The sequence below is a fragment of the Pseudanabaena sp. SR411 genome (genome assembly GCF_002251945.1).
Taxonomy (GTDB): domain Bacteria; phylum Cyanobacteriota; class Cyanobacteriia; order Pseudanabaenales; family Pseudanabaenaceae; genus Pseudanabaena.
On the sequence record NZ_NDHW01000059.1, the window covers coordinates 1 to 19,470 of the forward strand.

Below are 19,470 nucleotides of genomic sequence, written 5' to 3' on the forward strand. Positions count from 1 at the left end.
TGGTCAAAAACTTTGACAGAACTTTAGACAATGCTAATGCGAGAATTCATCTTTGCTTTATCAGGCTTATGCTTAAGCGCCTCGCTAAGGCTTCCTAAGATACCAAATGGGTTCTATAGAGCCTGAAATGGATCTTTAGCTAGCAGATCTCTTTGCCAAAATGCTAATGGAGGTAACTGTGAATGCAATTTTGCCATTAACTCAATAGGCGTATTAATCCCCTCTGTTAATCCAAACGACACTTCTGTAAAATCAGCCTGTTGACAATAGGTTTCTCCTAAGCGTCTTTTCAGAGTAGATTTCCCCACACCACCGATACCCCAAATGTAAAACATCACTGGATATGAGGCAGGATCAGCTAAAGCCCTCGCAAAAGAATTTTGTAAATCCTCAGCCGATTGACGCGAGATGTAAGGAATGGAATGAGCCATGATATCTGATTGACTAAATAATCCAGTTATTACTCGTATACGAAAAGAGGACGATCTGAGTCAGCAGATCTTGAGATATGGGGTTAGCTTGCTAGATAAATTTAGGTCGCGATCGCATTATAAACGACTCACCAAAACAATCCATAACAGAAAAAAGAGCGCAAAGCGCTCTTTTTTCTGTTTATCAAAAACTACAAGCTTGCTTCAGCCATACTGTTTCTGCATCAGAGAGCATCGGTGATAACTTCTCCACCACAGCAGCATAGTAACTTTCTAGCCATGCGATTTGTTGAGGATTGAGCTTGTGGCGATCGATTAACTTCTTGTCAAAGGGAATATAGGTCAAAGATTCAAACTCGTACCAAGGTATCGCATTGGGATCTGACTCTTGAGAACTCTCTGACTCCTGCTTTTTAACTTCTTTCACAAAATAGAGATTCTCCAACCGAATACCACCCCATTTTGGTTTGTAATATCCTGGTTCGATGCTGTTGATCGTGCCAAGATCGAGAGATTGATTGACACGCTTGCTAATGCCATTAGGTCCCTCATGGACATTCAGGAATACACCCACACCATGCCCAGTGCCATGCCCAAAATCTAGCCCACTTTGCCACATCGAAGAACGGGCAATCCCATCGATTTGGCTGCCAGTCGTGCCTTTAGGAAATTTCTGCATCGCACAATTGATATGGGATTTGAGAACCTCAGTATAGCGATCGCGTTGTTCTTCTGTCGGCGTACCAATGCTAAGCGATCGCGTATCGTCGGTAGTACCACCATAAAACTGTGAACCAGAATCTAACAGTAGTAACTCACCATTGAGCAGCTTGCAAGCAGGATTAGGATTGCTGTAATGCACGATCGAACCATTCGCGCCAGCACCTGCGATCGTGGGGAAACTGAGGTCGTAGAAGCCCTCTTGTTGCTTATATAAACCTTCGATTTTATTCGCAACGTCGCGTTCGCTGATGCTATTACTAGCATCAATTTGTTCTTCTATCCATTTGAGCGTGAGAGTCTTGGCAAGGCTAGCTTTGAGGTTGGCTTGCTGCATTTGCGCGATCTCTACAGCATTTTTGTGCGCCTTGAAAGTCTCGACGGGATGTTCAGCATCAATGGTTTTCGCCTTGACGGCTTTGAGTTGGAGATAGGTTCCATAGGTGGTTTGGGCGATCGCCACTAGCACATTTTTATGCTCAGCCACTAGCGATCGCAAGATGGGAATATACTGCTCATAATCCAAAATTTGCACCTGTCCAGCCAGAGCTTGGCGCACAGCTTCATCAATGCGCGATGTATTGGTGAAGAGATATGCCTCAGTTTTCGTGACGATCGCATAGCTAATGAAGACAGGATTGCACTCGACATCTCGACCGCGCAAGTTATAGAGCCATGCAATCTGATCGAGCTTAGTTACAGGCAAAATCGCAGCTTTCTTTTTACCCATCGCTTCACGAACGCGCTCTAATTTCTTGGCTACACTCTCGCCAGTAATTGATTCAGGAAGAGAAATTACTGGTTGATCACCAAAGGTCGGTATAGATTCACTCTCGGCAAAAGGACTTTGCGATCGCACGGCATCGACAAGATTCTCCAGTACAGGGACAATCTCTACGCCACTAGCGCTTAATTGGGCATAAAAACGTCGATATTGAGCGACGGTAATCGTGAATGGATCGATACCTAATCGCAAGGTTTGTAATTGTGCTGAGGCTTTTTGCCCAAGATCTTCAAGAACTTCTTCCACAGTTTGATGATCTTCTAATCCGACTTTGCACACCTTTTGGAGGTTCTCATCCACTTGCATATCCGCTTGCTCGTAATAGCGCGAATCTACAAATACCCATGCTTTGTCAGTGCTAATTAAAAAATCACCTGCGGAGCCAGTAAATCCACTAATCCATTGACGGCGTTGCTTTGCTTCAGGCAAGTACTCATTAAGATGCTCATCGGCGGAAGGGACAAAATAGGCATCTAGTTTATGTTTAGCAAGTTGCGATCGCAGCGCTGCAAATTTTTGTGCAGTTCCTTTCGATTCGCTTGGTAAGTCAAGAGATGGGCTGGATGATTCTGTGGGCAAAGTGGGCAATAAAACCATGAAATTATGTATGTTATGGCGAAAAATTTGGTCTGTAAAAATTTTAACCTATCGCCCAAAAGTAAAGGTGGCGCTAAGCGCCGCCTTTATTCTTAATCCACATAAGCTCCACGATATTTGATGCGTTCTTTGGGCTTGGCTGACTTTTGGGAGTCCCTTGTAGCTGAGAAAGAATCTGGTAAATCTTGGGAAGATTCATCGTTACTATTGGCAATACTTACGCCGCGATATTTGATCACAGGCTGAAATTCACTAACATTTTTTTGGTCACTGTTGACCTGCAATTCTTCTGGTTTATATCGATGCCCTCGATACTGCATGACTTCAGCCTCTTCTTCAAGCATCCCATCAAATTTATCTTGATTAGTTTCCGAGTTGCGAGAAGGCGATGATTTATCAGTATTTCGGAATTTTGGTGGTGTATAGAGCTTACCCAAAACTTTAAAACAAAAGTATGGAAAAACTACAGCGATCGCTAGAATCACCAGCAAAGAATCTATCTCCGTCAGAATATTAGAAATAATATCTACATGTTTGGTAGATGACCATATGGAGATCATCGATAAGACGGCAACAGCCGAAGCAACTTGCAAAGTGCGATAAACTACAGACTTTTTCATGGACGAATAGCCACAATTATCTTGAATGAACTTTATGTAATTGCATCGTAATCATGTGCGTCTAACCGATACGCTTACAAATACAATTAGCGACATACTCTACTAACATAACGTTTATTGATGCTCTCGATCGCTATTTTCGCTACGATTTTGGATAGGGTTCAATCACCGCTAACATTTACTGAATTATGGCTCAACTTTCTCAGGACTTGCACCAATTTTTTATCGAAGAACCATCTGCTGAACAGGTGACCCTAGCATCTGTGCTGGAGTTAGCTGGTGAACGCACTTTTGGATTTTTGTTTGTCTTGTTAGCATTACCTTCGGCGTTACCGATTCCTGCCGCAGGCTATTCTGTGCCATTTGGGATTGTCATGCTATTACTAGCGGCGCAGTTGATTGTTGGCGCTAAGACCCCATGGTTGCCGTCACGAATTATGCATCACCCGATCGCCATTAAACGAGTGCAGGGTTTTGTGAAATCTGGTATTCCTTGGATGCAAAAGATTGAGCGAGTATCCAAGCCACGGCTGACTCCAGTTTGCACCAGTCGGGTCGGTCAAGTGTTCATTGGTCTAGCGATCACTTTGATGTCAGTATCGATGATGATCCCTATTCCTGGGACAAACACTTTACCTGCAATGGGGATTTTTGTGACAGGGTTTGGTTTGCTAGATGACGATGGGGCAATCAGCTTAGCAGGAATGTTGCTATGCCTTTGTGGTGCAACGCTCACTCTTTCGATCCTCTATGCTCTCTCGGTAGGAGGAAGCAGTCTTTATGATTGGCTGAGAGTCGGATTTAAAAGCCTGATGGGCAAATAACGAAAATTTTGTTATGGTACGGCGAAGCCGCACCACCAAAAAATAAAACCTTTAATTTGGCGAATAAAATGCAGGAATGGATTACTAATACGATGAATTCCCTAGGCTATCTGGGAATTGGCTTGCTAATGTTTTTAGAAAATCTGTTTCCCCCGATTCCTTCAGAGCTGATCATGCCCTTAGCAGGGTATACCGCAACTTTTCCGAATACGCAAATTCTCGTCATTCCTGCGATCGCCGCAGGTGTCATTGGGACAATTTTGGGCGCGATCCCTTGGTACTATGCGGGGCTAATATTAGGGCAGCAGCGTTTGCAATTGTTGGCAGGTCGCTATGGTAAATGGATTGGTATTTCTGGGGAAGATATTGAGAAATCAGTGAATTGGTTTCAAAAGCATGGGGCAAAGGCGGTTTTATTCGGTCGTCTAGTGCCTGGGATTCGCACGTTGATTTCCATCCCCGCAGGTATTAGCAAAATGCCTGTAGTTCCGTTCTTTCTCTATTCCACGATTGGCACAATTGGCTGGGTAACTTTGTTAACCTATGCGGGTTATTTCCTAGGTAAAAATTACAAGTTAGTTGAAGATTACATTGATGTCATTACCAAAGTTGTAGTTTTTGGCGTTTTGTTGGCGATCGCCTCATTTATTGGCTATCGAATCTGGAAGCGATCGCGCAAATAAAACTGACGGGATACGCTTTGCGCGTCCCGTCGGTTTATCGATGTTATAGTCAAAAGAGTAATGGCGGCGCGAAGCGCCGCCATTACTCTTTTGGGTTTGAGTGCAAAGTCCTGTCAAGCAAATGCGATCGCCTATATAATCAAAATAGCTATAGCAGGTTTTAGAGAATACACTCCGAAAAAACATTCTCTGAAGTCAAGGCAAGAGCCAAACTAAACCGAATATAAGCCTCATGCGTTACTCCCATTCGGAATCAAATACTCTAAACCGCCGCTACGAATTGCCGACCTGTTTACTAGAGGTCTGGACAGAGCGATCGCCTCTATCGGATTGGCAATCTCAAATCGTTGCTCAAAATTTGCGGTTTCGTTTGCAATTAGCACATAGCAAAAAAGTAATTAAGGGCAACCAGCAGCAAATCACCAATTTGATCGAAGGCGTGACCACCTATTGCGATCGCTGGTTGGCTCAAGATGATTTTGAAACTCTCGATCATGCGATCGCTATTCCCAAACTGCCAAAGTTGCAACTATCGACCTTACAGCTATTTGACCTGTACGAAAGTCTAGAGCGCTGTGGCAATGAGTTTGTGATCTTGCCCAATTTAGTACTGGAAGTCCGTCGTCTCCATCCTAACTGGCTCAAAATTGTTGCAGGGGCGATCGCGATCGTTGGTGTCAGTGTTGGCACAATCCGTCTCATTTCATCACCCTTTGGCGACCAACCCAGCTATCAAATAGCCTCTACTCCTGCTGCTTCTGATCCAGAGAAAACATCCATCATTCCATCTGCACCTCCAGCCGCTACTTCTGAAGACCAAGGAGCAAGCCGTTCAACGGTTGGGACTGCACCAAAATCGGCAAGTCCAATCAATCCTAACCTCAATACTTCTACGTCAGCAGCAAGCCCTAATGCGGCGATCGCTCCTGCTGTCCCTAGCCCTTCCCAATCGCCTCAAACGATTGATCGCGATCGCAAGGATCTGGAGCAATCTGAAAAAGTTGCGATCTCGACTGAATCTAGTATTTCACCTAATGTTTCTAAGTCTAGTAACCGTCAGCGTGCTGAAGATAATCTTGGTTCTATTTCAGGTAAAACAGAAGCAAGTCCATCAGAGCAACCAAGGCGTTTAGAATTTCCCAATAAAGATACTTTTTCGCAACCTACACCAGTTACAGCCGAGGCAGCAAAGCCAGTACCTTCTGCGCCATTAACAAAGTTGGCTATTCCTTCTACAACTGCACCTACGGCTCATGAGAATAAGGTGGCAGTAACTAATATCAAAGTTTTGCAGATTCAGTCGGAATTACCAAGTGATATAACGGCTTCTCTAGTCCGTTATATGCAGACTCAGCAAATTACCATATTGGCCAAGGGAACGATTACTTTCAATCTAGATCTCTCAGGCGATCGCATTATTAACATATCGACTGATCGCCAAGGTGAGGTCTTAAAGGATACTAATGCGATCGCTGAGTTGGAAAACTTAATTTTAGAATGGCGATCGCCTAACCCTGTGACAGGGAAAATCCGCCTAGTGTTGCAATTATCTCCATAAAAAAAGAGACGCTTTGCGTCCCTTTTTTATTGGCTACAGCGCTTTGCACTAATTTGAAACCCAGAAAGATTTTTGAAAGCGGCGCTTTCAAAAATCTTTCTGGACTCCTCAAAGCCTCAATATAGCAATGTAAGTTTTGCTTAGGACATAAAACCAAAAAGATGAGTGACGGCGCTTCGCGCCGCCACTCATCTTTTTGGTTTTGATTTGTTCTAGCTATCTCTTGCGTTGCTATAGGCTTTAATTTATTGACTAAGTTGAAATACAAAACTAACTTTATCCCCCTTACCCAGAGAAATGCGATCGCCTGCCCTCAGCTTATGGCGATTTCCCGCAGGTAAAGGCAAATTATTGATATAAGTGCCGTTAGAGCTGCCCGTATCCTCAAAATAGAAAGAGCCTCCCTCAGCCCGAATATCCGCATGGATACGCGAAACAATATCGGAATCTGGGAAACCTGACACATCAATATCAGGAGGAATTACCGTATTAGGCTTTCCAATATGTACGACTGGTAAATGGGCAGGAATTTCAATTGTGAGATTAGTTTGCACATGGAGCAAAGACGCAGCAAATTGCTGTAATTGGGTCTTGACACTTATGGTTGAACTTGCTGGCTCACTTGTTGACGCACTGATCGGCTCATTCACAGGAGCCGTGATCGGTAGATTCTGCTCCTCTGCTGCAAGCAAATTTTCGATATCGGTAAACTTGGGAAGAGTTGGAACTTCGGCGAAGGAATTTGTTACTAAATTTGCAGCCGAATCATCTTCGGTCGTCGCATCAGGTAAAGAATTTGACATAGCGCTGGAAATAGGTAGTACGGGGAAAACTTCAGTCGATTGGATGGATGGCGCGATCGCATTTTCGGCATGAATATCTGGGAGCGCATTGATCGCAGTTGCCCCGCTTAGATTAAACCCACAATGTCCACAAAACTTAGCATCTGATAACACAGATGCACCGCAACTAGGACACTGAACATTTTTGACAATCGGTAAGGGAGTAAAACAGGCTTCGCAGTTTACAGCTCCGTCAGGGTTGGCATGAGCGCAACTAGGACAAATAATCATAAGGGCAACTTAGATGGACAGTTTATATATTCACGATCAACAGTGTTGGGTGACACTTACCTATCTGAAACTTAAGAACTAGGGGGCGGTTGTAGGACAGTTTTGGATGCGATTCGTGTCTTTTTACGATCAGCTTCGCTTAAAGCCGTGCCTGTTTGCAGACGGGTTGCATTGTTTTGCAAGATTGTCGAAGCATTGTGATCGCCCATTTGTAAAGCGGTTTTAGCAGCAGATTGTAACATTGTCGCCGCCCCTGCGCGATCGCCCTGTTGCAGTTTTTGTTCGGCGAGTTGCGTTTGGCGATATTTTGCTAATGCTAACAAATGATTTTGTATCTGCGGATCGACCTGTGGCGTATAGTCTTGGACTAAAGTTGCCGTGATCGCTACTGGTGATGACAGCGAATTAATTTGCGCTTGCGAGGGAATGTCGTAACGGACTTGAGCCGTCAAAATCGGAATTTCCGAGCGATCGGGATATTCGGCAACATAACTCGTAGGACTGATATAGAGATTAAATAGCACTACTCGTTCCACATCTGTCATCAGATCGCCAAGTCTGACAATAATCGCATCACCTTCGGTTTGATAGCCTAATTCGATCGTGTCAGGGGCAACTTGAGCGATCGGCTTTAATTCGGCAAGTCTTACATGGGGCGAAAGCTGCAAGATCAAATGAGCATTGGTTAGCCCGATCGCTTGAACACGTTTTAATAATTTCTGAAACTCTTCCCCAGCCGCCGCAGGCGATGGGATATAAGCCATAGCCCCACCACCAGCATCGGCAATACGTTCCAGTACATCCTGATTCCAGCTATCCCCAAAACCAAGGCTATGCAAGGTCATGTTGTATTCCGTGGCTAGGCGGGAAAACTGGAAACAGCGCTCATTATCGCCATGCTCATTCTCCCCATCGGTCAGCACAAAAATCTGGCTCACAGTGCCATCTTTGCCCTTACTGGTTTCCTGCAAACCCAGCTTAATGCCATCATCGATACAAGTGCCACCCGATGCTTTGAGGGATTGAATCTTGGCTTTGATCGATTCAATGCGATCAACGGGTTGATTTTCGACCACCACATGAGCTTTGTGATCAAAGCCAATTACACTAATTCGATCTTGCAGATACATGCGATCTACGAGATCGCGAGCAGCACGTTTGACCGTATCAAGGGGTTGTCCTCCCATGGAGCCACTGTGATCTAAGACAAGGCACAAATTAAGCGGTGCATTATTGCCATCGGCAGCAACGTTAGCAGAAACAGCGATCGCCAACTGCCGTTGACTGCTGCCTTGGTTACTATCAAGAACGCGATCGCTTAACTTACAGGTCAAATTTACGCTCATTTTTAAGTTTCTATTCCGAGGATTTCACAGGATTTTTCTAGGATTTCATCAGGGTCAAAGGGTTTTGTCATATAAATGTCAGCCCCCACATCTTTACCCCGACTGCGATCAAATTCTTGCCCCTTAGCGGTCAGCATAATGATATACACATCACTCAGACTAGGATCACCCTTAACCTTTTCGCAGACATCATAGCCATTCATTTTTGGCATCATTACGTCTAAGAATACTAAATTTGGCTTTTCCCTCTGAATCGTTTCCAGTGCTTCCAAACCATTAGTTGCTGCTAATAGTTCTACGCCCTGATCTTCTAGCTCTTCTAGGGTCTGCTCTAAAAGCATACGGATATGCGGCTCATCGTCAACAATTAATAGCTTTTTGCTCATCTTTAAGCCTTTACGATGTATCTCAAGACTAATGTATCACTTACAGCGCTTTGAGCTCAAAAATAATCTGGGAAAGCGGTGCTTCGCGCCATTCGATCAAAATGAGAGTCCAGAATTGCTGAGGCTTTGCCCACCGCAGCAATTTTGTGTTTTATCTAATTGTAGATCACCTCAAAAATCTCGACGAGATTCTTTTTTCCCTTGACAGGCAAAGTTCCAAACTCTCTAAACTCAAAATTTGCTTGGGTTGCCTCATAGACACTGCGCGTTACCAAAATCTGTCCACCCTTTGCCAATCCCTGTAATCGCGAAGCAATATTCATCTCATCACCGATCGCTGTATAGTCCATATGCTGCGGTGAACCAATATTCCCCACGATCACTTCTCCAGAACTAATCCCAATCCCTGTAATAAAGTTCTTACGAATCCAATCAATTGGCAGATTTTTGATCCGTTTTTGCATATTGATCGCCGCAGAGATCGCCCAATATTCACGATCGGCGATCGCCGAAGGTGCGCCAAACATAGCCACAATCATATCGCCCACAAACTTATTAACCGTTCCCTGATGATTGAAAATAACATCCACCATCTGTGTGAAATATTCGTTTAGATAAGACACAAGTTGCTCAGGTTCTAGCTCTTCGCACTTAGTCGTAAAGTTACGAATATCGGAAAATAACATGGCAATTTTGCGTTTACTCGTAGTTAATGATACCTCCTCCTTCTCATTGATAACCGCTTCAGCAACCTGTGGTGATAGATATCTTTCTAAATTATTTTTGATTCTCTGTTCCCGTAATTTACTCTCATGGAGAATTGCATTTTCAATAGCTCCAGAAGCTTGGGTAACAATTGCTGTAAACAGCTTAAGGTCTTGAGAAGTATAGCTTATAGGCTCAGAGTTGCTAATATTAACTACGCCAATAGTTCTATCTTTAGTAAGAATCGGCGCACAAATGATTGCATAGCACTCATTCTCATTGAGAATATATCGAGGATCTTGGGTAGCATCATTGACTAGCTCAGGTCTTCCTGTCATGAATACATAACCTGCAATACCCACATTAGCAGGAATATTTAAGCTATTAATATATTCAGCAGTTCCTTTAGCTGATACAACTTCTAGAATATTAGTTTGATGATTATGAAGCATTACTGATGCACTGGTACAGGTGATTAATCGACTAGCCTCTTCAATTACAAGTGCGCCGATCTCTTTCACATCTAAACAGTTGGACATCTTGCTAGCGATCGTATAGAGAAGGTTGATCTCTCGATATTTATCCAACGCATCAGCCGCCAGCATTTTCTGTTCAAATTCACGCTTGGCTAAATAGCTCAAAAAATTCGCAACCTGCTCAATTTGTTCCTTCCCGATTACCCATCCTAATATTTCATCGCCGAGTAGTACAGGGAACTTATTTAAGTCTGTATTTACAAGTGGTTCCTTAATACCTTCTGGACTGTTTTCACTAATATCACTAGCAATAGCTGCTTTATCCATGCCTAAATCTGCAACTAAAATTTGCCCACCTTGATCTTGAATTACGATAGGAGTAGTGAGTTTCGTAACTAATCCTTTCAACAAGGATAATATTTCTGTTTTGAGCAATATCTTTCTGAGACTGATAGATTGCATAAATTTAAGGAATGTTATAGATAGCAATATTTAGAATGGGCGGTGCAATGCACCGCCCATTCTAAATATCATAACGATTAATAGAGTAGAATCAAACGCCATAATGCTGAGTAGGGGTTCTACAATTTTACAGTGAAGCCCTAACAGCAATTCTCATTATAAAACTCGTTATTTGGTAGTCCTGCAAAGGAAAGGGTTGGTATAGATAAGGATAGGCTGCGCTTCGCGCAGCCTATCCTTATCTTTTTAGGACTACCTGTTATTTTGCAAAATAACGAGTTTTGGTGTTTCCAGTGCCGCAGTTAGCCCGATCGCTTAAGTTAAATAGCTGAATTTCGATCGGGAAGTTTTTTATTGAGCTTACCTTTGCTAGACTGAACTCACAGCGCATTGCGCTCAAACCAAAACCAAGAACTTTTGAAAGCTTTGCGAAGCAACACTTTCAAAAATTTATTATGGTTCGTTTGATCGATAATTGCTGTAATTCTTGAGACATAACTAAATAAGGAATCGGGTAAGTTTAATATGCCTTACTCAGCAGAAATCAGTCGTCGTCAACCTAGTTGTTTCCTCTTCCTCATCGATCAATCTGGATCGATGGCGGATGCATTTTCTAACGATAGTGCCAGTAAAGGGACGGCTAAAGGAGCAAATGAAAGTTTACACAAGACTAGTGAAGCGATCCAGAAAGCCCAAGCTGTGGCGGATGCGGTAAATCGGTTGCTGGACTCTCTCGGACAACGATGCGTCAAGGGTAACGAGATTTATGATTATTTCGATGTTGGCGTAATTGGTTATAACAGCGAAGTGACATCAGCACTAAATGGGCTTGCTGGTGAGAAAGTGATCGCCCCAATCGGCAAGATTTATGAAAATCCGACTGAATTGGAAAAACGCGCCCAAAAACTACCTGACGGTATGGGTGGGTTAGTTGAAGTTTACAATGACTTTCCCATTTGGTTTAAGCCGATCGCTAGTGGCGGGACAGCCATGTGTAGTGTATTTGCACTGGCGCGAATTTTGCTAGAGGAATGGATTGAAAAACATCCCAATAGCTATCCCCCCACAATTATTAATATTACTGATGGAGAGTCTACCGATGGCGATCCGACCGAAGAAGCAATCAATCTCAAAAAATTGAGTACTTCTGACGGTTCAGTTCTGCTTTATAACATCCATCTTTCCGCAGAATATACGCAACCTGTGTCTTTCCCAAATACGGTCGAAGTATTAAGTGATCCTTATGCTCGCTTAATGTTTGAACTATCTAGCCCTTTACCCTACGCTGCCCAAAAAGCTGCTGAAAAGGAAGGCTATAAAGTTGCACCTGATGCTAAAGCGTTCATGTTTAATGCCGATCCAGTGAAACTAATTCAGTTTCTAGATATTGGTACACGTACCGAAAACCTACGTTAAAACAACGGTGCAATTCGCCTTTGTTTTATTAATTGTTCGCTACTAGAATGGTAGCGGTAATTGGCACAACGCCAACTTCATCGCTATTGAGGGCGATCGCTGCCGCATGGGACAAATCAAGATTGCGATCACCAAAGTATGGTCCTCGATCATTGATTCTTACCACCACCGACTTACCATTTTGCTGATTAGTAACTTTGAGATATGTGTCAAAGGGCAAACTAGGATGCGCGGCTGTGAAATCTTGCTGTTCAAACTGTTCGCCTGAAGCCGTCTGTCGGCCTTGGAAGTAAGGTCCATACCAAGAAGCAATGCCGTTAATTTGTTCATCAGTAGTAGCTAGCTGATACATTTGCTTTTGAGCTTCTACTAAAGTTAACGGCTCCGTACCTGCACCAACCCGTAAGTTATTAATCCATTGAGTCAATTTTAGTGAAGGGTTAACAACCTCCGATTTAGGGATTTTAAATAAAATGACATTTTTGTATTTACCGATATATTCACCATTTATAGCAAGTGGCTCTAAATGATGGGGATCAAAGTCTGGTGCATTCATCGTAATCGCAAGTTGAGCTGCTGCAATCACAGCATTATGTAAATCTTTAACCAAAAATGCTGGCTGATTATTTACCATGATCATCCATTCATTGGCAGTCTTTGCCCGAAATTCGATCACATATTTAGGTTGAATAGATACTAATAAACTATTGTTGGCAAAAGGTTTATCTTGGTGAGTTATCAGAGGATTATAACTACTTGATTGGTTATAAGTTTCATTTGCAATTGTCGGCGAAGACGCACCAGAGATAAGCGAAACCAAGGGAATCGCCCAAAGAGCAGATGATGTAGACATAGGTTTTAGGAGTTAAGCAACAAAGATGTTTCAGTCAGTAGTTAAAAATAAGCATTGTAAAAATTGCTTATTTGGAGGGCATGAAAAATAAATTAATCATTAAAACAGATAAAGCTAAAGTTAAAACATCTAAGATTTGAAATTAATTAAATATAACAACCGTTTTTTAAACTACGATATTAGCGGGGATCATAAATCATCCTTGCGAAAGAGATAAAACTATTAGTATCCAATTTGGCAGAAAAATTCAGTTAAAACTTTGGTGTCTATCGCTCTCTATGCGATATTTGCTTGATTATTGATAAGATTTGCGATCGCTACTTATAAGATATTTAAAAATAACGTTGCTATTACTTTGCGCTGAATTAAACCCCAGAGAAACTTTTGAAAGCTCAGTTTCGCGGCGCTTTCAAAAGTTTCTCTGTACTACTTAAAGCATCAACGGACTGTATAGCTATAGCCACCTGCAGGATAAATCAAAACCCAAATAGTGTGAGGCGGCGCGAAGCGCCGCCTCACACTATTTGGGTTTTATGTCCTAACAAGAATGGCGACAGCTATAATACCAATTCACTGAAGTGAGCCAATACTTCAGTGAATTAAGAACAAACTCAGTAAGGTTTTGAGATTCAAAAAATGACGTTGCCATTTTTTGAATCTCAAAACCTGCTTGGCTGTAAATTTCAAGTCAAGCAATTTTGCTGATGTTTGCGAAATTTTTTATAGCTAGTGTATTGAAATGTCTCGGATAATTCCTCTATAGCGTGGATTGCTAACTAAAACTTAGCGATGCCCGCTATTTTTGTTTTTTACGCAATAAAGCAAAGAATTTTCGTGGCGCTGCAAAGCCGCGCCACGAAAATTCTTAAGAATGTACAGAGCCGTTGGGCATCGTTGCCCCTGTAAAATTGACATTTGTGAGTTTGACCATTAGCTTGTCTCCAAAGCCAACTCTTGCGCCACTTAAATCTGCACCGCGCAAATCTGAGCCACTTAAATCCGCGCCAATTAAATTAGCGCCGCGTAAATCTGCATTTTGTAAATTAGCTTGAAATAGATTTGCTCGAAACAAATTCGCACCCTGTAGGTTTGCTCCTTGAAAGTTCACACGATGTAAGAAAGCATCACTCAAATCAGCATTACTAAGATTGGCGTAGCTAAGATTTCGCCCCTCAAGATACTTTTCGCGTAGATTCGCACCTCTAAGATCGGCTCCAGTTAGATCTGGCTTTTGTGGTTTTGGTGATGCTTGAGTAGATTGTTGTGATGCCGCATATGACTCGGACTGATAATGTTTTTGTTTACTTGGCTGCTGATGAGATTGGGTAGATTGATAGGTTTGGTAAGCCTGAGATTGATAGGAAGAATAACGTTCTGACGAGCGTTCTGAAGTTTGTTGTTGAGCTTGAGCTTGATATGTGCTTTGATGTGCGCTCTGGTACTTACTTTGATATCTGGTTTGATGTTGGTGATATTGCCGATTAGTTTGGCTTGAAGCTTGGTGGGAAGTCTTTTGGGCATATTTAGCCTCTGAGTTGGTGGTTTTCTGCTCAACCGCCTTGCGTAAACTGTCCCTTGCGTGGTTAATCTCTTTAAGTTTTTCTTGGGCTTGCAGTTGTTGTTGTACATTCTCTCTAGGAATGCGATCGGGATGCCATTGCAAAGCTAGCGCTTTATAAGCTTTATTGACATCTTCTAAAGTCGCATTAGATGTCAAGCCCAGAAGTTTGTAGCATTGGTAGATTTCCATATATGTCGATTCCACAGCGACAGAGATTTTTAGAGTTTATGCTCTCAATCGATCCCAAGTGTATCAAAACAGGCAAGTCACAGTTTGCAATTTAAATCTAATCCGTTAGAGAGATAGGGTTAGATTAAGCCTTTGAATTACGGTGATTGCCAATTTTTATCAGGACATAAAACCCAAAAGAGAGTAGCGGCTCTTTGTGCCGCTACTCTCTTTTGGGTCTAGCATGATTGGCGACAGGTACTTATAGCCTAATTCAAATAGTCCAAAATTGCTTGATTAATCTTTGCTTCACCATGCATATCCAACTGATCGGCATTTGCTAAGTCTGGAGCTTGAAATGTGCTGTTCAGGAATGACCAATCACTTTCATAAAATTCTTGGGGTGAAATAATTAGGTGCTTGGCATAATTTTTCACCCCAGCAATAAGGGTTTCTGCCTCTAAAAAGCCTTCACGGGTTAGGCAAATCACAGGGATGCCAACTCGTAAAGCTTCAGCTAATGTGCCGTAACCAGGTTTGGTGACAATGCGATCGCATACCACCATAAGATCCACAGGACGGAGGCGATCGCAATTGGCTTTAGCTAGATTTGGTAATTCAGGCGCATCGCGATCAAAGGTGACAAATTGCCAATCAGGAAATTTTGCCAGATTTTGATAGGGAATAGACTGTAAGTTAAGTCCACCGAAGGTAAGTAATGCTGTGGGGCGATCGCGATCTAAATTAAATTTTTCCCGTAAATATTCTGCCGAATGCTTAGGTTTTGCACCAGTCAGTCCTACATCTTCTATGTTAGAGAAGCAGCTCATCGGTTCGGCAAAAGGTAACCGAAATAGGCGATCGCAATGGCTATAGGTTTCTGATAAGCGATCGGCAAGTTCGATAAATTTGCCACCCCAATCGCGATAAATAAAATCCCAACCAAAATTTCCAGCCATCCAGCAAGGAATCTTCGCTGCTTTGGCAATCTCGGCAACCATCGGCGGAATGTCGCCAAAGATTAAATCAACCTGATTTTCTTGTAAAAATTTAACTTCATCCTCGATCAAGTGTGACTGTTGATGGTAAATCTGCTGCCATACATCCAAAGTAGCCTCACGATCAACTTGCAAACTATCGATCTGGATTACACCTACATCAAACACACGCGGATGATAAATAAAATCACCTTCGATATATTCCTCCAATAACCAACGCGGAGCCGTTGTCGCAATAATGAGCTTGATGTCTGGCGATCGCTGTTGCAGTTCCGCAAGAATAGCCGCTGTGCGCGTCGCATGACCAAAACCGTGATTGGTAATTGCAGTATATAAAGTAGGCATAGAGATTTTTTGATGTAGTGAGATCCAAATAATTGATTAAAAGCCCTGTAAAACAGCAAAGCTTTTAACCAATTATTTGAGTTTTAAAGAAATTTCAATCACGCATCCGTGATTCATTTATAGGCTGTTGCAGAACTGGCATCACTGAACTAACAACAACTTGCTCAGTTGCAGGCAAAATATTAGTTCCAGAAATATCTCCAGTTTCCTGATGTTCCTCACTACTATCTTGTCCTGCCCCGCGCATACTGACAAGATAAATGCTGCTCAGCGTCAAAATCACCCCAATCCATTGGGCAAAGGTCAGGTTTTCACCTAAAAAGAGGCTGCTAAACATAAGTGCAAATACTGGTGTCGAGAAAGTCAAGGCACTCAATGTAGTCAAACTGCCTGAAGAAGCAAAAAAGAAAAATAATCCATAGGCGATCGCACTACCCATAATTGCCATATATGCCATCCCCAGCCAGCCCCAAGCACTTAAGTCTTGCCATTGCTGCTGCTCGATCTGATTGGAAATCAGCAATAAAGGCAACCCACCAATAATCATGTGCCAACCCGTCGCCATCACAGGATCGGCATAACGCACCACAGGACGAATCAAAATCGTACCGATCGCCATGGATAACGATGCACCGAGCATAAACCACTCACCCAGAGTAAATACTCCCGCTTCTAAAACCGTTGCCAAATCCCCTGCGAGCAAAGCTGTCATCAATTCTGATGGCAAACCAATTAGCCCAATTCCAACTATGCCGACAAATAAGCCAAGGGTTGCACCAATCCCAATTCTTTCTTTGTATAAAACCGCAGCCATCACCGCCACGGCAAGGGGTTGAGAATCGATTAGCAACGACCCTAGCCCCGCATTAGTCCGTACTAAACCCTGTGCCAAAAAACCTTGAAACATCGTGCCATCAACCAATGCAAACAAACTAATCCATAACCACGCTTGCCACCCCCTAGGCTGCTGTCTCCCAAAATAAGCCGCACCTAAAACCAGTAATATTCCTGCGGGAATCAAGCGCACAGCCGCCATAAACATGGGGCTAGTCTGGGGTAGTAATGCTTTCATCACCACCATTGCTGTACCCCATAGGAAAAATGGCGCAATTATTAAAGGGGACTGACGGGTTAGCCCAGAGATCCTGGCTGGTGTTGATGACTGCATATTTTCGGAGTTGAATAGGAATTGCGAAGGTTGACAACGAACAGACTTATAGCTGTCTAAAAAGCGTGGGGCGGCGCTTCGCGCCGCCTCACGCTTTTTGGGTTTTGGTTAAGAAGTATTAACAATATTATCTCGATCAAAAACCAGAATTTTGAATCATTGCCAACAAAGCGCATAAGAATCCACCCAAAGGAATGCATCTCGCAGCAATACCCCAATAGATAAAGGCGGCGCTTCGCGCCGCCTTTATCTATTGGGATTCGCCATACTGGTGGGGCATGTCTGTAAAACACAGCAATTTATTAGGAAAACTTGAACTTTTGTGAAGTGCTTGCCCTGTATGCGTTACACTAATTTCACGCAAAAGTAAAATCCTGAAACCTTTACAGGGAAAGCATCTTGGCGATTGAACAAAGAATTGTGGCAATAAGTATTTAAAAAAAACTGCTCAAATCCCTATAAATTAACCGTTGTGTATATACACAAGTGGCAAGTTGCTATTAGAATGATCAAACAGAAGTCATAGTCAGTGCGGCTTCCACAAAAAGCGATCGCACAAATATTTCTTTGACATTAAACTCATACTCACAAATCATCTCTATATATAAGGGGAAACCTATGAACAAAGGTGAACTAGTTGATGCTATTGCTAAAAAAGCTGCCGAAAAGGGCTTGTCAGTCAACAAAAAAACTGCTGACGAAGTTCTTTCTGCAACCCTTGAAGTAATCATCGATACTGTAGCTGGCGGAGACAAAGTAACTTTGGTTGGATTTGGCTCCTTTGAAGCTCGCGATCGCAAAGCCCGTGAAGGTCGTAACCCTAAGACTGGCGAAAAGATGGAAATCCCTGCGACTAAGGTTCCTGCCTTCTCTGCTGGTAAGTCCTTCAAAGAACAAGTCAGCCCTCCTTCTGACTAATTCTTGAAAAAAAGAGGAAGCGCTTAGCGCTTCCTCTTTTTTTATTGACAAGCTCACAAATAACCTTAAGACTAAATGAAAGTTGCGAGCTTGCGTTAAACATGACTACTTTATTGTTCAATCGTTATCAAGTTTTGCGAGTGCTTGGCTCGGGTGGATTTGGTCAAACTTTTTTAGCGGAAGATACACAGATGCCATCGCGACGGATTTGTGTGATCAAGCAACTGAAGGCGATCGCTGATAATCCTGATATTTACAAAATTGTGCGCGATCACTTTCAACGGGAAGCCGCAACACTAGCTTGTCCGTACTGAGGGATGCTTGACTGAATCTAGAGTTAAGAAACTGCTGCTCGATCTATTGCCGACCTTAGAACATATTCACGAGCGCGGTATTATTCATCGCGATATTAAGCCTGAAAATATTATTTTAAGATCTCGCGATCTCCAACCCGTACTAATTGACTTTGGGGCAGTCAAGGCAACATTGGCTACAGCGATGACTGCTCAAGGGGATGTGACTTGCTCGGTGGTAATCGGTACGCCCACATTTATGCCATCGGAACAGACGATCGGGCAGGTGGGATTTGCCAGTGATCTCTATAGTTTGGGCTTGACGGCAATTTTTTTGTTAACTGGGAAAATCAGTTCTGAACTCGATACCGATCCGCAACCTGGGGAACTGACATGGCAGCGCTATGCAGGTAATTTTAGCCCCCGAATTTGTAGAGTTTTTAGATAAGGCGATTAGGTTAAATTTTCGTGATCGCTATGCCACTTGTCGATCCCGAAAAATTTATGCAATGGTTCTGTGCTTCTGTTAGTAAGTCTCTGGGCGTGCGGGTCAAGACTGAGGAATATTGGGATGATATTTTTGGCGCGAACAATAACTCTACAAACTATTTCGAGAAATATTTTGTAGAGGGGAATGAACAGCCGCTAGCGATCGCCATTGATAATTTTGATCGCGTGTTTAACTATCCTGAAATTGAGACAGATTTTTGCGGCTTGTTGCGTGGCTGGTACGAGCGATCGCGAAGTCATCCACTATGGGGTAAGCTGCGCTTGATTATTGTCCATTCCCAAGAACCCTATGCTCAAAGAGATATTAATCAATCACCATTTAATGTGGGCTTTCCTGTGGAACTGCACGAATTTACAACGGAGCAAGTTAAGGAACTATTTAGGGCTTGCTGAGAAAGGCAGAAACAGTTGCAATCAGTAGTTTTCAAAGGGTTCAAAAGTTGATAGAATGCAAGGAAAAAGCCCAAAAGCAAGGAAAAACCTTGCATCAATAAAATCTTATGTACCGAAGTTCCGCAAAAGGACAACTATCATTCGAAAACTTCTATCTTCCATTTAGTGGAAAACTATCAGGA

At 42.8% G+C, this 19,470-nt stretch carries 20 protein-coding genes; 8 read left to right on the plus strand and 12 right to left on the minus strand.

From position 1 onward, the window contains the following. Nucleotides 1-113: 113 nt before the first annotated feature. The 3 genes from B9G53_RS04100 to B9G53_RS04110 all read right to left on the minus strand — a co-directional run bounded on the left by B9G53_RS04100 (nt 114) and on the right by B9G53_RS04110 (nt 3,152). Complete coding sequence (locus B9G53_RS04100; protein ID WP_094529464.1) at nt 114-431, minus strand: hypothetical protein; 318 nt, start codon at nt 429-431, stop codon at nt 114-116. Nucleotides 432-615: 184 nt separating this feature from the next. Then, the gene (locus B9G53_RS04105) at nt 616-2,532 is read right to left on the minus strand and encodes an aminopeptidase P family N-terminal domain-containing protein (RefSeq protein ID WP_094529465.1); all 1,917 of its coding nucleotides are present in this window, start codon (nt 2,530-2,532) and stop codon (nt 616-618) included. 92 nt (nt 2,533-2,624) lie between these two features. Continuing rightward, on the minus strand, nt 2,625-3,152 hold the full coding sequence (locus B9G53_RS04110; RefSeq protein ID WP_094529467.1) for a hypothetical protein: 528 nt from the start codon (nt 3,150-3,152) through the stop codon (nt 2,625-2,627). Nucleotides 3,153-3,340: 188 nt separating this feature from the next. On the opposite strand from B9G53_RS04110, the gene B9G53_RS04115 reads away from it, so the two are divergent. Both B9G53_RS04115 and B9G53_RS04120 read left to right on the plus strand, forming a co-directional pair. Next, the gene (locus tag B9G53_RS04115) at nt 3,341-3,976 is read left to right on the plus strand and encodes an exopolysaccharide biosynthesis protein (protein ID WP_094529469.1); all 636 of its coding nucleotides are present in this window, start codon (nt 3,341-3,343) and stop codon (nt 3,974-3,976) included. Nucleotides 3,977-4,044: 68 nt separating this feature from the next. Next, a complete protein-coding gene (locus B9G53_RS04120; RefSeq protein ID WP_094529471.1) occupies nt 4,045-4,659 on the plus strand; it encodes a DedA family protein in 615 nt (204 codons plus the stop codon). Here the strand turns inward: B9G53_RS04120 and B9G53_RS26665 are convergent. Next, nucleotides 4,618-4,845 (minus strand): hypothetical protein, encoded by a 228-nt coding sequence (locus B9G53_RS26665; protein WP_141211703.1) that lies wholly within the window; start codon nt 4,843-4,845, stop codon nt 4,618-4,620. The two genes, B9G53_RS04120 and B9G53_RS26665, sit on opposite strands and share 42 nt — an antisense overlap. A gap of 46 nt (nt 4,846-4,891) precedes the next feature. On the opposite strand from B9G53_RS26665, the gene B9G53_RS04125 reads away from it, so the two are divergent. Beyond that, entirely contained in the window at nt 4,892-6,217 is a 1,326-nt protein-coding gene (locus tag B9G53_RS04125) for an after-VIT domain-containing protein (protein WP_094529473.1), read from the plus strand. Nucleotides 6,218-6,462: 245 nt separating this feature from the next. On the opposite strand, the gene B9G53_RS04130 is transcribed toward B9G53_RS04125, so the two are convergent. The 4 genes from B9G53_RS04130 to B9G53_RS04145 form a co-directional block, all read right to left on the minus strand. Continuing rightward, nucleotides 6,463-7,290, minus strand: coding sequence for an FHA domain-containing protein (locus B9G53_RS04130; protein ID WP_094529475.1), 828 nt, complete (start codon nt 7,288-7,290; stop codon nt 6,463-6,465). Nucleotides 7,291-7,361: 71 nt separating this feature from the next. Beyond that, nucleotides 7,362-8,636, minus strand: coding sequence for a VWA domain-containing protein (locus B9G53_RS04135; RefSeq protein WP_094529477.1), 1,275 nt, complete (start codon nt 8,634-8,636; stop codon nt 7,362-7,364). Nucleotides 8,637-8,638: 2 nt separating this feature from the next. After that, nucleotides 8,639-9,022 carry a response regulator transcription factor gene (locus B9G53_RS04140; protein ID WP_094529479.1) on the minus strand — a complete coding sequence of 128 codons (384 nt, stop codon included), beginning with the start codon at nt 9,020-9,022 and terminating at the stop codon, nt 8,639-8,641. A 155-nt stretch (nt 9,023-9,177) separates the two neighbouring features. Continuing rightward, the gene (locus B9G53_RS04145) at nt 9,178-10,665 is read right to left on the minus strand and encodes an adenylate/guanylate cyclase domain-containing protein (RefSeq protein WP_094529481.1); all 1,488 of its coding nucleotides are present in this window, start codon (nt 10,663-10,665) and stop codon (nt 9,178-9,180) included. 525 nt (nt 10,666-11,190) lie between these two features. Here B9G53_RS04145 and B9G53_RS04150 point away from each other — a divergent pair. After that, nucleotides 11,191-12,081, plus strand: a complete 891-nt coding sequence (locus tag B9G53_RS04150) for a vWA domain-containing protein (protein ID WP_094529483.1) — start codon at nt 11,191-11,193, stop codon at nt 12,079-12,081. Nucleotides 12,082-12,109: 28 nt separating this feature from the next. Here B9G53_RS04150 and B9G53_RS04155 read toward each other — a convergent pair whose 3' ends face one another. The 4 genes from B9G53_RS04155 to B9G53_RS04170 form a co-directional block, all read right to left on the minus strand. Next, nucleotides 12,110-12,934: a septal ring lytic transglycosylase RlpA family protein gene (locus B9G53_RS04155; RefSeq protein WP_094529485.1), complete on the minus strand. Its 825-nt coding sequence runs from the start codon at nt 12,932-12,934 to the stop codon at nt 12,110-12,112. Nucleotides 12,935-13,799: 865 nt separating this feature from the next. Next, nucleotides 13,800-14,699, minus strand: coding sequence for a pentapeptide repeat-containing protein (locus B9G53_RS04160; protein ID WP_254923543.1), 900 nt, complete (start codon nt 14,697-14,699; stop codon nt 13,800-13,802). A gap of 233 nt (nt 14,700-14,932) precedes the next feature. Continuing rightward, entirely contained in the window at nt 14,933-16,006 is a 1,074-nt protein-coding gene (locus tag B9G53_RS04165; protein ID WP_176453088.1) for a glycosyl transferase, read from the minus strand. Between the two features lie 94 nt (nt 16,007-16,100). Then, on the minus strand, nt 16,101-17,174 hold the full coding sequence (locus tag B9G53_RS04170; protein WP_094529491.1) for a DMT family transporter: 1,074 nt from the start codon (nt 17,172-17,174) through the stop codon (nt 16,101-16,103). Between the two features lie 618 nt (nt 17,175-17,792). On the opposite strand from B9G53_RS04170, the gene B9G53_RS04175 reads away from it, so the two are divergent. The 4 genes from B9G53_RS04175 (at nt 17,793) to B9G53_RS04185 (ending at nt 19,288) form a co-directional block, all read left to right on the plus strand. After that, on the plus strand, nt 17,793-18,092 hold the full coding sequence (locus B9G53_RS04175) for an HU family DNA-binding protein (protein ID WP_009629166.1): 300 nt from the start codon (nt 17,793-17,795) through the stop codon (nt 18,090-18,092). A gap of 101 nt (nt 18,093-18,193) precedes the next feature. Continuing rightward, the gene (locus B9G53_RS28355) at nt 18,194-18,406 is read left to right on the plus strand and encodes a hypothetical protein (RefSeq protein ID WP_254923544.1); all 213 of its coding nucleotides are present in this window, start codon (nt 18,194-18,196) and stop codon (nt 18,404-18,406) included. A 7-nt stretch (nt 18,407-18,413) separates the two neighbouring features. Continuing rightward, on the plus strand, nt 18,414-18,833 hold the full coding sequence (locus B9G53_RS28360; protein WP_254923545.1) for a hypothetical protein: 420 nt from the start codon (nt 18,414-18,416) through the stop codon (nt 18,831-18,833). A gap of 29 nt (nt 18,834-18,862) precedes the next feature. Then, nucleotides 18,863-19,288 carry an AAA-like domain-containing protein gene (locus B9G53_RS04185; protein ID WP_094529493.1) on the plus strand — a complete coding sequence of 142 codons (426 nt, stop codon included), beginning with the start codon at nt 18,863-18,865 and terminating at the stop codon, nt 19,286-19,288. The last annotated feature ends 182 nt before the right edge of the window (nt 19,289-19,470 follow it).

Bases quoted from the DNA above. Each gene is read 5' to 3' on its own strand.
- B9G53_RS04100 (WP_094529464.1), bottom strand. From the start codon at position 431: ATGGCTCATTCCATTCCTTACATCTCGCGTCAATCGGCTGAGGATTTA.
- B9G53_RS04105 (WP_094529465.1), bottom strand. From the start codon at position 2,532: ATGGTTTTATTGCCCACTTTGCCCACAGAATCATCCAGCCCATCTCTT.
- B9G53_RS04110 (WP_094529467.1), bottom strand. From the start codon at position 3,152: ATGAAAAAGTCTGTAGTTTATCGCACTTTGCAAGTTGCTTCGGCTGTT.
- B9G53_RS04115 (WP_094529469.1), top strand. From the start codon at position 3,341: ATGGCTCAACTTTCTCAGGACTTGCACCAATTTTTTATCGAAGAACCA.
- B9G53_RS04120 (WP_094529471.1), top strand. From the start codon at position 4,045: ATGCAGGAATGGATTACTAATACGATGAATTCCCTAGGCTATCTGGGA.
- B9G53_RS26665 (WP_141211703.1), bottom strand. From the start codon at position 4,845: ATGTTTTTTCGGAGTGTATTCTCTAAAACCTGCTATAGCTATTTTGAT.
- B9G53_RS04125 (WP_094529473.1), top strand. From the start codon at position 4,892: ATGCGTTACTCCCATTCGGAATCAAATACTCTAAACCGCCGCTACGAA.
- B9G53_RS04130 (WP_094529475.1), bottom strand. From the start codon at position 7,290: ATGATTATTTGTCCTAGTTGCGCTCATGCCAACCCTGACGGAGCTGTA.
- B9G53_RS04135 (WP_094529477.1), bottom strand. From the start codon at position 8,636: ATGAGCGTAAATTTGACCTGTAAGTTAAGCGATCGCGTTCTTGATAGT.
- B9G53_RS04140 (WP_094529479.1), bottom strand. From the start codon at position 9,022: ATGAGCAAAAAGCTATTAATTGTTGACGATGAGCCGCATATCCGTATG.
- B9G53_RS04145 (WP_094529481.1), bottom strand. From the start codon at position 10,665: ATGCAATCTATCAGTCTCAGAAAGATATTGCTCAAAACAGAAATATTA.
- B9G53_RS04150 (WP_094529483.1), top strand. From the start codon at position 11,191: ATGCCTTACTCAGCAGAAATCAGTCGTCGTCAACCTAGTTGTTTCCTC.
- B9G53_RS04155 (WP_094529485.1), bottom strand. From the start codon at position 12,934: ATGTCTACATCATCTGCTCTTTGGGCGATTCCCTTGGTTTCGCTTATC.
- B9G53_RS04165 (WP_176453088.1), bottom strand. From the start codon at position 16,006: ATGCCTACTTTATATACTGCAATTACCAATCACGGTTTTGGTCATGCG.
- B9G53_RS04170 (WP_094529491.1), bottom strand. From the start codon at position 17,174: ATGCAGTCATCAACACCAGCCAGGATCTCTGGGCTAACCCGTCAGTCC.
- B9G53_RS04175 (WP_009629166.1), top strand. From the start codon at position 17,793: ATGAACAAAGGTGAACTAGTTGATGCTATTGCTAAAAAAGCTGCCGAA.
- B9G53_RS28355 (WP_254923544.1), top strand. From the start codon at position 18,194: ATGACTACTTTATTGTTCAATCGTTATCAAGTTTTGCGAGTGCTTGGC.
- B9G53_RS04185 (WP_094529493.1), top strand. From the start codon at position 18,863: ATGCCACTTGTCGATCCCGAAAAATTTATGCAATGGTTCTGTGCTTCT.